Genomic DNA, 11,674 nt, shown 5'->3' with positions numbered 1-11,674 from the left:
GGCTCTTGCATCGACGAAAGGGTCGGAGCAGGATGCGCCGAATTTTTCTGAGGAAATTTGTTACATGTCCGATGCAAGCGCCGGCACCGTTGAGCATGAACAGCCCCATTCCAGTTCCGCGATCGGCCTGATGGTCGGCGCCGTGGGCGTCTGCTACGGCGATATCGGCACCAGCCCGCTGTACACCCTCAAGGAGGTGTTCGTCGGCGGTTATGGTGTGCAGGCCAACCACGATGGTGTGCTCGGCGTGTTGTCGCTGATCTTCTGGTCGCTGATCTGGGTGGTGTCGATCAAGTACGTGATCTTCGTGCTGCGCGCCGACAACCAGGGCGAGGGCGGGGTGATGGCGCTGTCGGCCCTGGCCCGCCGCGCCGCAACCGGTCGCCGCAGGATGCAGGCGATGGTGGTGGTGGCTGGCCTGATCGGCGCCGCGCTGTTCTACGGCGATAGCATGATCACCCCGGCGATTTCGGTGCTTTCGGCCATTGAGGGTCTGGAGATCGCCTTCGACGGGCTGGAGCACTGGGTGGTGCCTCTGTCGTTGATCGTGCTGGTCGGGCTGTTCCTGATCCAGAAGCACGGCACCGCGCGCATCGGCATCCTGTTCGGACCGGTGATGGTGGCCTGGTTCGTCGCTCTGGCGGCACTCGGCATCTACGGCGTGTCGCAGCAGCCGGAAGTGCTCAAGGCGATGAATCCGGTCTGGGCGCTGAACTTCTTCATCTCCCACCCCGGCATCGGCGTGGCCATCCTGGGCGCCACCGTGCTGGCGCTGACCGGCGCCGAAGCACTGTACGCGGACATGGGCCACTTCGGCCGCAAGCCGATCGCCCGCGCCTGGTTTGCCCTGGTACTGCCGGCCCTGGTGCTGAACTACTTCGGCCAGGGCGCGACCATCCTGGTCAATGCCGAGGCTGCGCGTAACCCCTTCTACCTGACCGCGCCGGGCTGGGCGCTGCTGCCGATGGTGGCGCTGTCCACCCTGGCCACGGTGATTGCTTCCCAGGCGGTGATTTCCGGCGCCTTCTCCCTGACCCGCCAGGCCATCCAGCTCGGCTACGTGCCGCGCATGGTGATCCAGCACACCTCCAGCCATGAGCAGGGGCAGATTTACATCGGTATGGTGAACTGGGCGCTGATGGTCGGCGTGGTGCTGTTGGTGCTGGGCTTCGAGTCCTCCGCTGCCCTGGCCTCGGCCTACGGCGTGGCGGTGACCGGTACCATGCTGATGACCACCCTGTTGATGGGTGTGGTGATCTGGCTGCTGTGGAAGTGGCCGCTGTGGCTGGCCATTCCGTTCTTCCTGATGATGCTGCTGGTGGACAGCCTGTTCTTCGCCGCCAACCTGCCCAAGGTGGTCCAGGGCGGTGCCTTCCCGGTGATCGCCGGTATCGGCCTGTTCATCCTGATGACCACCTGGAAGCGTGGTCGCCAGTTGCTGGTGGACCGCCTCGACGAGGGCTCGCTGCCGCTGCCGCTGTTCATCTCCAGCATCCGCTCGCAGCCGCCGCACCGTGTGCAGGGCACCGCCGTTTTCCTCACCGCGCGCTCCGATGCAGTACCCCATGCGCTGTTGCACAACCTGCTGCATAACCAGGTGCTGCACGAGCAGGTGGTGCTGCTCACCGTGGTCAACGAAGACAGTCCGCGGGTCAGCCCGGATCGACGCTTCGAGGTGGACGCCTATGGGGAAGGCTTCTTCCGCGTGGTGCTGCACTTCGGCTTCATGGAAGACCCGGACATTCCGCTGGCGCTCAAGCTCTGCCACCTCAACGAGCTGGACTTCAGCCCGATGCGCACCACCTACTTCCTCAGCCGCGAGACGGTGATCCCGTCCAAGCTGATCGGTATGGCGCGCTGGCGCGAGGGGCTGTTCGCCTTCCTGCTGAAGAATGCCAACGGCAACCTGCGCTACTTCAATTTGCCGCTGAACCGGGTGATCGAGCTGGGGACGCAGGTGGAAATCTAAGGCCCCGTGACCAACAAAAAAGCGCGCCGATTGGCGCGCTTTTTTGTTGGTCGTCTTTGTAGGAGCAACTGTCTTCTACCGGGCTAATCCCTGCCTGCGCTTCCCCCTCCCCCCAGCCCTCTCCCAGAGGGAGAGGGAGCCGTCCGTGCCGGCTGACGCCATGGTTTCATCCTGCACCGAACAGTCCCCTCTCCCGCTTGCGGGAGAGGGTTAGGGTGAGGGGCCTTTGATCTTGTAGGAGCGGACCTTGTCCGCGATCCGCCAACAGGAGCGATCTTGGCGGGCGAAGGGTAGGGCGTATAACGCTCCGCGTTATACGCCGATTGGCCTTGGTCTCAGTGTGCCCCGGGATTGGCCTCAACGCTGGCGATGGGGCTTGGCGTATCGGCGTACCACCGCGAACGGTTGTACGCCCTACGGTGAGCGGAGCCTCACTCTGGCTTCGCTTCACCCTTGCCCGGCAGCATGCGCACCAGGGTGTTGTCGCGGCTGATGTAGTGGTGGAACAGCGCGGCCAGGGCGTGCAGGCCGATCAGCCAGTAGCCCAGCACGGCGATGGTCTCGTGCCATTCCTTGACCTGTTTGGCGAGGTCCGGGTTCTTGTCCACCAGGTGCGGCAGCTCCAGGCCCCAGAAGGGGATGGGCTTGTCGGCGGCGCTGAGGATCACCCAGCCTGCCAGCGGCAGGCCGATCATCAGACCGTAGAGTGCCACGTGCATCAGCTTGGCCAGCTTCATCTGCCAGCTCGGCGGAGCGGGGAGAATGGGCGGGGCCGGGTAGATGAGGCGGCCGATCAGGCGCAGCCAGACCAGCGCGAAGACGCTCAGGCCAAGCACGAAGTGCCAGTGCTTGAGAAACTCGCGGGCTTCGCTGCCCTTGGGGAAGTTCCCGCGCAACTCCATGCTGGCGTACACCGCCGCGATCAGCAGCAGCATGATCCAGTGCATGGCGATGGACAGGCTTCCGTAGCGGGAGGGTTTCTTTGTCAGGCTCATGACGTTTCCTTGTGTGGCTTCGCGGGCCCCGCTCTGGCAACGGGGCTGACAGTGTCAGTCTAGAGCCTTAAGCCAGCCTGAAGCAGCTCCAGTCCATGGAGAAAGGGCCGCATCGAGCGGCCCTTTGATAAGGGTCAGCCTTCGTTGTCGGCTGCCTGGCGGGAGCGGATGGCGTCGACCAGGCGCTTGGCGAGGGCTGGATAGTTCTCGTCGAAGTGGTGACCGCCGGGGAGCTGGAGGTTTTCTCCGACCGACTGCGGTTGGGTGCAGCCGCTCTCGTCCTTTTCCTCGATGCCGTACACGCAGAGCACCTTGGGTCCTGGCAGACGGGCCATTTCCGGGCCGGTGGCGGCTTCCTGGCCGGCCTTGCCCAGCCAGCCTTGTACTTCGATCTCGAAGCTGCCGCTGCGGGCGAAGGCCAGCAGGATCACCGCGCTGACATCCTTCTTGGCGTCGGCCGGCAGGCGGTTGTAGATCGCCGGCAGTACATCGGCGCCGAAGGAGTAGCCGGCCAGCACGAAGTGCTTGGCACCCCATTTCTGGCGGTAGTGCTGCATCAGCACGGCGAGGTCGGCGGCGCTCTGTTCGGGGCTCTTGTGCTCCCAGAAATAGCGCAGGGCATCGACGCCCACCACCGGATAGCCCAGCTCGGCCATCTGCGCCGCGACGTCGCGGTCCAGGTCGCGCCAGCCTCCATCGCCGGAGTAGAACAGGGTGACGGTTTCCGATGGTTTGGCAGCAGGGACTTCGACTACCGGCACATTGTCATTGCCACCTTGCAGCAGGTGGCGCAGCTGGTCGGCGAGGACCTTGGGCAGTGGGGTGTCGTAGTCGCTGATCACCGTTTCGGCGTTCTTCAGGCCGCGGGCGAAGCGCGCGCTGGCATCGTCCGGGTTGTCGTTCCAGGCGGCCAGCCAGTGGCCGTGGGCGGCGCTCTGCGGCAGGGGCGTGGCGGTACAGTCGGGCTTTTCCAGGGAGAAGCCGACCGACAGGGCGTGGGCCTTGTCGTCGCTTTGCCCGGCGAGCCAGCGCCAGGCGTAGGCGCCACCCTCGCCGATGCCGGCGACCAGGGTCGGCTGACCGTCCAGCAACTCGCCGGCGGCCTGGATGCGTTGCTGCTGGGCGGCGCAATCCTTGTCCGGGAAGACGAACTGCACCACACGGGCGCCGCTGTCGTGGGCCAGGGCCAGCAACTGGCCGTCATCCAGTTTCTGGTCCGGCTGCACCGCCAGCAGGACGCGCGCAGTGGGCTGCTTGGCGGGGATGGCCAGGGCGACGGCGCTGCCGTCGGACAACTGGCGGTGTTCCAGGGAGGCCTGGGAAGCGGGGCGGCTCCACAGCAGCAGGCCGACCGCGATGATGATCAGGAGGAGCAGGGCGAGCAGATGCCGCCAGCGACGTTTCAGCATTTCAGCGTTTCACCAATCCACTCAGGCCGCCGGCGATCAGCGCGGCGGTATCGGCCAGCGCCACCAGCGGGTCCAGTCCGGCGGGCACGGCCAGGTAACGGGGTTCCCAGTCGGGCTGGAACTTGTCCTTGAAGCGACGCAGCCCCTGGAAATTGTAGAACTGCTCGCCCCGGCGGAAGACCAGGGCGCCCAGGCGCTGGGTCAGCGGCGCGCCACGGCGCGGCTGGAGGCCGGCGAGCGGCACCATGCCCAGGCTGAAGCGGGTGTGCCCGCTTTCCTTGTAATGCAGGATCAGGCCGAGCATGAGGAATTCCATGGTCAGCTTCGGTGCGTCGGGCACCATGCGCATCAGGTCGATGCTCGCCAGCTCCTTGCTGCCGGTTTCCAGCAGGTTGGCGAAGGCCACGGCGCGGCCCTCGTGGCGAATCACCACGATGCGGAAATAGCTCAGGTATTCAGGGGTGAAGCGACCCAGGGAGAAGCCCTTCTCGCGGACGTTCTTGCCGCCCAGCCAGGCGTCGGAGATCGCCCGCAGCTCTTCCATCGGCGCCTGGCCCGGTTCGTGGAACTCCAGGCTGAGGCCGTCGCGCTGACCTCGGTTCCAGGTGTAGCGCAGGTCCTTCATTTCCTTGCCCTTGTTCTCCAGGTCGAAGCGACGCAGGTCGACCCGCGCCTCCTCGCCGAGCTTGAGGGCGGTCAGGCCGATGTCCATGTACAGCGGCAGGTTCTCCGCCCGCACCTGGTAGAACACCGGGCGCGCGTGGTGCAGGTCGCAGAGGTCGCGGAACTGCCAGATCAGCTCGGCGCGGGACTGCGCCGGACCCACCGGGTCGAACAGCGCCACCAGGCTGCGGCCGCGGCGGGCGTACATCAGGAAGGCGTCTTTGCCTTCGTGGAACAGCAGCGCCTTGTCGCCGGAGAGGGCCAGGCCGCCGTCCGGTTGCGACGAACTGGCCAGGATGCCGGCAGCGGTATCCAGGTCTTCGCGACTGGGTTCGAGGATCGCCGGTGGTTCGGTGCGCAGCAGCCAGTACAGCGCCAGTGCGGCCAGCAGCACGCAGCTGCCCAGGGCGGCGCGCAGGCCGCGCGGAGCGTCGGCGTCCAGGGCGAATTGCCACCAGAGTTCCTGATCGTAGGGCACGTCCTGGTAGGCGAACAGCAGCAGCCAGATGGACGCGGCGATGACGCAGGCGGCGGCCCCCAGATAGAGCGGCGAGAAGGGCAGGTCCATCAGGCGGCTGCGTCGGTAGAAGGCGCTGCGGAAGATCACCAGCAGCGCGGCGGTGAAGCTCAGGATCAGTGCTTCTTCCCAGTCGAAGCCCTTGAGCAGCGACAGCACCGCGCCGGCCACCAGCAGGCCGATGGTCAGTGCCCAGGCGGCGGACAGGCGACGGCGCAGGCCGTAGGCGAGCAGCAGGCAGAGCACACCGATCAGGCTGGCGGCCAGGTGCGAGGCATCGATGAGGCGGTGCGGCACCAGGAAGCCGATCTCCTCCAGGCGGGTGTCGATGGAAGGCGTGGCGCCGGAGAACAGCAGCACGATGCCGGAGATGAATACCAGCAGCGAGAGGATCTGCGCGGCAAAGCCGGAAGTGATCCGCACCGCCTGCTTGGCCACCAGCACGCGCCGGGCTTCGAGGAACAGCAACAGCAGGCAGGCGACGATCAGCGGCAGCACCACATAGATCAGGCGGTACAGCAGCAGCGCGGCGGCCAGTGGCGCGGCGCCCAGCTGGCCGGCGAAGGCTGCCAGCAGCACGGCCTCGAATACCCCGACGCCGCCAGGAACGTGGCTTAGCACGCCGGCCGCCAGGGCGATCAGGTAAACCAGCAGGAAGGCGCCGAAGGGCGGGGCTTCGGGCAGCAACAGGTAAAGCACGGTGGCGGCGCAGGCGACATCCAGCGCTGTGATCAGCAGTTGCAGCAGCGACAGACGCAGGCCGGGCAGGCGCACGGTGCGGCGACCGATGCGCACCAGATGGCTGTCGGGAGACGGCTGTTCCGGCAGGCGCCGGCGCTCGATGCCGACTACCAGCAGAATGCAGAAGGCGATGATGCCCAGGGCGAGCACCGCCACCAGCCAACTCGGCAGGTGCAGGGCCAGGGAGGCGTCGGACAGGTCGCTCAGGGCCGCCAGCGCGGCCAGTATCGGCAGCGCGCAGCCCAGGGACAGGCTGGCGAACAGGGTCATCCGCGCGACTTCGGCGGCGCCCAGGCCCTGGCGGGCATACAGGCGGTAGCGCACGGATCCGCCCGACAGCATCGACAGCCCCACGGCATTGCCGATGGCGAAGGCGGAGAAGCCGCCGGTCAGCAGTGCCGAGGGGGAGAGTCTCACCCCGGCGAAACGGGTGGCGGACCATTCGTAGCCCAGCAGGGTGATAAAGCCGGCGACGGTGGCGGCGAAGGCGCCTGCCAGCGATGCAGTGGGGACGTCGAGGATGGCGTCGTGCAGGGAATAGGCGTCGATGTCGCGCAGCAGGTGGTAGCAGGCGATCAGCGCGAGGCTGAACAGCAGCAGGGTAACGCCCAGGCCGATCGGCTGGCGATTGGCGTTGATCCAGTGCAGAAGCCCGCTGCGCTGCGGCTGCTCGCCGGTCGCGGGGCTGTCTGGGGTGGCAGGGTTGGCGCTCATCGGGCACCTCATCGAATTTGCGCGACAGAGTAGGGGCAGTGGCGCGATTTCCCAAGTCCCTCGGGAGGATTTCTTCCTGGGGGCGACGATTTGCTGAAGCAGTTTCTTCGGCACAACGAAAAAAGCCACTCCTAAGAGTGGCTTTCTTCTTGATGTCTGGTTGCGGGAGCAGGATTTGAACCTACGACCTTCGGGTTATGAGCCCGACGAGCTACCAGACTGCTCCATCCCGCGGCGGCCATTCTACTGGGATGAAAGCTGTTGTCAATCAATATTTCGTTTTTGATCAATAATTTAAATTCACGCGCAAACGAAAAAGGCCACTCCGAAGAGTGGCCTTTTCCTTGTGTCTGGTTGCGGGAGCAGGATTTGAACCTACGACCTTCGGGTTATGAGCCCGACGAGCTACCAGACTGCTCCATCCCGCGGTCGCCATTCTACGCATGGAGCCTCGGGTGTCAACCGAAAGTTTGGAAAAAGTGATTTTTTATCAGTCGCTTAGCGATTGCCAGCAGCCCCGGGACGCCGCTGTGGGGCGGCTTCCGGGGCTGTCACGACATCAGAAGGCGATGCCGGCGGTGAGCGTTCCGGCGACACCGTGGCTGTCGCCGCCACTGAGCGCCTTCACCTCGGCACCAAGGCTCAGGTCACCCCGGGTCGCCTTCAGGTTCAGCCCTGCCTTGACCAGGTAGTTACTGTCGAAGGCCGAGACCTGTTCGACCTCGAAGCCTGCCAGGGAGGCATTGCTGGTGACCTGCGGGTCGTTCATGAAGTGCTCGTAGCCCAGGCTTACGCCCGGTGCCACGTTCCAGTCGCCCAGGCTCTGGTTGGCCAGACCGATGTCCAGGCCGAGCAGGGCGCTGTTCAGGCTGCGGTCGGTGCCGTCGACGTCCAGGGCCAGGTCGCTGCCTTTCTCGTGGAAGTCGTCCAGCTTGACCCGCGCGCTGCGCAGGCCGATCGAAGGCTCTAGGTCCAACCCACCTGCATGCAGGCGATAGCCGAGCAGGCCGGTGGCAGCAAAGAAGCTGCCGTTGCTGTCGCCCTTGGGGGTGCCCAGGCCGTTGCCCAGGTCTCGCTTGCTGTCGTAGTCGATCCAGCCAGCGTCCAGGCGCAGGTCGGCGTACAGACCCTGGTTGAGGTCCTCCAGCGCCCAGCGGCCGCCAACGGTGAGCAGTGCGAGGTCGGCGTCCGCATCGGCGCCGGCGCTACCCAGCGAGCCCCAGTTGTAGCCGGCGCCGGCACGGGCGCTGAGGTTGTCGCTGAAGCGATGGGTTGCGCCGATCAGGGTGCCCTGAGCGTGTTCGTTGCTGCTGGCCACGCCGTCGCGGCTGTCGGTGCCCACATAGCTGGCCAGGGCGGTCATCCACAGGCGGGTTTCGCCGTCCTTCAGATCGCGGCCGCTGGCGTAGGGGGCGATGGCGTCGTCGATCTGCCCGGCCTCGCGCAGCAGGTAGCTGCCGGCGTCGGCATGGATCTGCCCGCCAACCCGCGACTCGACGCCACTCAGGGTGCCGGCGTCGATCGCCGATTGCAGGTAATAGTTGTAGGCGGTGTAGTGGCCGGACAGGTCGCTGTCCTGCAGGGCCGCCAGCAGCCCTGCGCCGGCGGCGTCGTTGCGGGCGAATCCGGCCTGGCCGGGCAGGCTGTTGAAACGCACCAGTTTGCCGCGCAGAACATAGAGGGTTTCCTGGTCGAGTCCCAGGCCCTGGGTCAGGTAGTTCTGCACCGAGCCGTAGCTGGCCTGGATCTGGTCCAGGCCGGCTTGCAGGTAGCTGGACTCCACGCCCAGCAGCGGCTGGTAGATGGCAGCGAAGGCCGGTGACATCTTGTTCAGTTGCGCCAGGGTCGCGGCGGTGCGAGCGGCGGTGTAGGTGTTGGTGGCCAGGTAGTCCTGCATGATGGTCGCCGAATCCACCCCGGCGATGGATTGCAGCATGGCAGCGGTCCAGCCGGTGCGGTCCTTGCCGGCAGTGCAATGGAACAGCGCCGCATCGTCGGCGGCGGCCAGTTCCTCGAACAGGTGGCGGTACTGCGCGCGCTGGCCGGCGTCGGTGACGAAGGCGCGGTTCATGTCCTGCATCATCTGCCGCGAGGCCGCCGCGCTGGTGAGTGACATGTTCACGGTGCTGGAGCCGATGATGTTGATGTTCTCGTAGACCGCGCCGGTGGGCAGCGTATCCGGGGTGCCGGCGATCTCGCTGGGCGTGCGCAGGTCGAAGACATGGCTGATGCCCAGGCCATTGAGGGTCGCGAGGTCGGATGCGGTCGGGGTCAGCGCGTTGGAGCGGTAGAACACGCCGCCACGCATCACACCGTCATGGGCGGTGCTGTAGGCGCTGGTGGTGCCGGCGACATCGCGGAAGTTGTCGATGCCGGTCAGGCGCGGGGTATTCAGGGTTTCTGCCTGGGCGGGAGCGGCGGCCAGGGCGACGGCCAGTGGAAGCACCAGCAAGGAAGCGGAACGCAGCGAACAAGCGTGCACGTTATGACTCCATGTCTATCTGTATGGATTTGGACGGGGGTCCCACATCCTTGACGCCTCCGATGAACGGTTGGCGGCAGTTTGGTGAAAAATTGATTGCAGGGTCAGATTTCGCTGTGGATTTGGCGCGGGAGGCGGCGGTTTTTTTGCATTACCATGAAGGCGTTTTCAGTCGTCGCTCCCTGGCGACTCCCTGGCGGTGCAGGCACCTTCCCGTGACACGGCAACGAAAGATCATCCACATCGATTGCGACTGCTTCTATGCCGCCATCGAAATGCGCGACGACCCCAGCCTGGTGGGTAAGCCGCTGGCCGTGGGTGGTTCGCCGGACAAGCGCGGGGTGGTCGCCACCTGCAACTACGAGGCGCGCGCCTATGGCCTGCATTCGGCGATGGCGATGCGCACGGCGGTGAAGCTGTGCCCGGACCTGACCATCGTCCGCCCGCGCATGGACGTGTACCGCGAGACTTCCCGCGAGATCCACGCGATCTTCCGCGACTACACCGAGCAGATCGAGCCGTTGTCGCTGGACGAGGCCTATCTGGACGTCAGCGATAGCGAGCGTTGCGGCGGCAGCGCCACGCGGATCGCCCAGGAGATTCGCCGGCGTGTCTGGGAAACCCTGCACATCACAGTCTCCGCCGGGGTGGCGCCGAACAAGTTCATCGCCAAGATCGCCAGCGACTGGCGCAAGCCCAACGGTCTGTTCGTGGTGACGCCGGATGAGGTGGACGGCTTCGTCGCCGAATTGCCGGTGAAGAAGCTGCACGGCGTGGGCAAGGTCACGGCGGAAAAGCTGGCGCGCCTGGGTATCCGCACCTGCGCGGATCTGCGTGACTGGTCGCGAATCCAGTTGGCGAAGGAGTTCGGCAGTTTCGGCGAGCGCCTGTGGGGGCTGTCGCGGGGGATCGATGAGCGTCCGGTACAGGTGGACAGCCGGCGCCAGTCGATCAGCGTGGAGAACACTTTCGATCAGGACCTGCCTGACCTTGCCGCCTGCCAGGAGGAACTGCCGTCATTGCTGGGCGAGCTGGAACGGCGCATGACCCGCCTGGACGCCAGCTACCGGCCGGGCAAGCCTTTCATCAAGCTGAAATTTCATGACTTCACCCAGACGACTCTGGAGCAGGCCGGCGCTGCGCGGGACCTGGACAGTTACCGACTGCTACTGGGGCAGGCCTTCCAGCGCGGCAACAAGGCGGTAAGGCTGATTGGCGTGGGGGTGCGTCTGGTCGACCTGCGCGGGGCGCACGAGCAGCTCAGCCTGTTCTAGGGGGCTGCCTGCTCCAGGGATAGTTGCCGTTTCGACGTGGCCCACGACGAAACGGCCATCCTGTTTCTCAGCCTTCAGGCCACATACGCATGGCGCGGCCCGAGGCCGGCCAGAGGCGCAGTTCGCCCTGGTCGCTGAAGTCCCAGCGCTGGACATCGTGGAGCATCTGCAGGAAGCGTCCTTCCTGCTCCATCAGCGCCTCGGCGCACATCTTCCGGGTGGAGCCGGGCTGGCCGAAGGTCAGCTTGTCGCCCTCCAGCGTGTAGCTGGCGAACCAGTGGTTGCAGCCGGCGCTGCCATAGGCCCGGCCGTTGCCGTCGAGGGTCAGGGTGATGTGGCTGTAGTCGATCAGGGGGCGCTCGCCGATCCATTCGATGCGGTAGGTCTGATCGGTTTCAGGGACCGGCTTGCTGGCGCAACCGGCCACGGCCAGCGCCACGCAGGCGCCGGCGAACAGGGTTTTCATGCAGTCTCCTTGCTCTGGCAATCCGGGCAGAGGTGGCGGGTGCCGGCCTTCGCCCAACCCAGCTCGCCGATGCGCGCTTCGGCGGCAGGCTGCTGGGCGGCCTTGCCGAGGCTGGCGTCGACGGCGAATTCGAAGGTCAGTGTAGCTGCGCAAGCGTCACAGTTGACCGTCCATTCGTGGATCGCCAGTTCACGGAATACCGGGCCCTTGGCCACGGCCATCCACTGTCCCGGCGGGTTGATCAGGTGGCGCACCTTTTCCACTTCCAGGTTCATGCTCAGGCTCTTGCTGCCCTTGAGGCTGACCAGCAGGGTGTCGCCGGCCTGGATCGAGCCGCCGATGCCGGTGACCTGGTAGCGGCCCGGAGTCAGCGCACGGCACTCGTTGAGGGTGAATTGCGGGTTGAGCAGGGTGTAGCGGAAATCGTGCTGGGCCATGGGTCCT

At 65.8% G+C, this 11,674-nt stretch carries 8 protein-coding genes and 2 tRNA genes; 2 read left to right on the top strand and 8 right to left on the bottom strand.

Translation table 11 applies throughout. From position 1 onward, the window contains the following. The first annotated feature begins 64 nt into the window (after positions 1 to 64). Entirely contained in the window at positions 65 to 1,969 is a 1,905-nt protein-coding gene (locus SD196_RS20320) for a potassium transporter Kup (protein WP_275608191.1), read from the top strand. 431 nt (positions 1,970 to 2,400) lie between these two features. Here the strand turns inward: SD196_RS20320 and SD196_RS20315 are convergent, their stop codons facing one another. The 6 genes from SD196_RS20315 to SD196_RS20290 form a co-directional block, all read right to left on the bottom strand. Next, positions 2,401 to 2,964: a cytochrome b gene (locus SD196_RS20315; protein WP_275608190.1), complete on the bottom strand. Its 564-nt coding sequence runs from the start codon at positions 2,962 to 2,964 to the stop codon at positions 2,401 to 2,403. Between the two features lie 134 nt (positions 2,965 to 3,098). Further along, positions 3,099 to 4,373, bottom strand: a complete 1,275-nt coding sequence (locus SD196_RS20310) for a virulence factor family protein (protein ID WP_275608189.1) — start codon at positions 4,371 to 4,373, stop codon at positions 3,099 to 3,101. Position 4,374: 1 nt separating this feature from the next. Continuing rightward, entirely contained in the window at positions 4,375 to 7,020 is a 2,646-nt protein-coding gene (gene mprF, locus SD196_RS20305) for a bifunctional lysylphosphatidylglycerol flippase/synthetase MprF (protein WP_343572428.1), read from the bottom strand. 145 nt (positions 7,021 to 7,165) lie between these two features. Continuing rightward, positions 7,166 to 7,242 (bottom strand) — tRNA-Met (locus SD196_RS20300). Between the two features lie 117 nt (positions 7,243 to 7,359). Continuing rightward, positions 7,360 to 7,436: transfer RNA gene (locus tag SD196_RS20295), tRNA-Met, on the bottom strand. Between the two features lie 131 nt (positions 7,437 to 7,567). Continuing rightward, positions 7,568 to 9,490, bottom strand: a complete 1,923-nt coding sequence (locus tag SD196_RS20290) for a tyrosine-protein phosphatase (protein ID WP_343572431.1) — start codon at positions 9,488 to 9,490, stop codon at positions 7,568 to 7,570. Positions 9,491 to 9,765: 275 nt separating this feature from the next. Here SD196_RS20290 and dinB point away from each other — a divergent pair, with 275 nt between their 5' ends. Further along, positions 9,766 to 10,764 (top strand): DNA polymerase IV, encoded by a 999-nt coding sequence (gene dinB, locus SD196_RS20285; RefSeq protein WP_370601701.1) that lies wholly within the window; start codon positions 9,766 to 9,768, stop codon positions 10,762 to 10,764. Between the two features lie 67 nt (positions 10,765 to 10,831). Here the strand turns inward: dinB and SD196_RS20280 are convergent, their stop codons facing one another. Continuing rightward, positions 10,832 to 11,230 carry an META domain-containing protein gene (locus tag SD196_RS20280; protein ID WP_416310605.1) on the bottom strand — a complete coding sequence of 133 codons (399 nt, stop codon included), beginning with the start codon at positions 11,228 to 11,230 and terminating at the stop codon, positions 10,832 to 10,834. Next, on the bottom strand, positions 11,227 to 11,667 hold the full coding sequence (locus SD196_RS20275) for a hypothetical protein (protein WP_416310604.1): 441 nt from the start codon (positions 11,665 to 11,667) through the stop codon (positions 11,227 to 11,229). Before SD196_RS20275 ends, SD196_RS20280 begins: the two co-directional genes overlap by 4 nt. Positions 11,668 to 11,674: the final 7 nt, after the last annotated feature.

This window comes from Pseudomonas macauensis, assembly GCF_047902425.1.
Lineage (GTDB): Bacteria > Pseudomonadota > Gammaproteobacteria > Pseudomonadales > Pseudomonadaceae > Pseudomonas.
This window is presented reverse-complemented; position numbering and strand designations above follow the sequence as displayed.

Bases quoted from the DNA above. Each gene is read 5' to 3' on its own strand.
- SD196_RS20315 (WP_275608190.1), bottom strand. From the start codon at position 2,964: ATGAGCCTGACAAAGAAACCCTCCCGCTACGGAAGCCTGTCCATCGCC.
- SD196_RS20275 (WP_416310604.1), bottom strand. From the start codon at position 11,667: ATGGCCCAGCACGATTTCCGCTACACCCTGCTCAACCCGCAATTCACC.
- SD196_RS20280 (WP_416310605.1), bottom strand. From the start codon at position 11,230: ATGAAAACCCTGTTCGCCGGCGCCTGCGTGGCGCTGGCCGTGGCCGGT.
- dinB (WP_370601701.1), top strand. From the start codon at position 9,766: ATGCGCGACGACCCCAGCCTGGTGGGTAAGCCGCTGGCCGTGGGTGGT.
- SD196_RS20320 (WP_275608191.1), top strand. From the start codon at position 65: ATGTCCGATGCAAGCGCCGGCACCGTTGAGCATGAACAGCCCCATTCC.
- mprF (WP_343572428.1), bottom strand. From the start codon at position 7,020: ATGAGGTGCCCGATGAGCGCCAACCCTGCCACCCCAGACAGCCCCGCG.
- SD196_RS20310 (WP_275608189.1), bottom strand. From the start codon at position 4,373: ATGCTGAAACGTCGCTGGCGGCATCTGCTCGCCCTGCTCCTCCTGATC.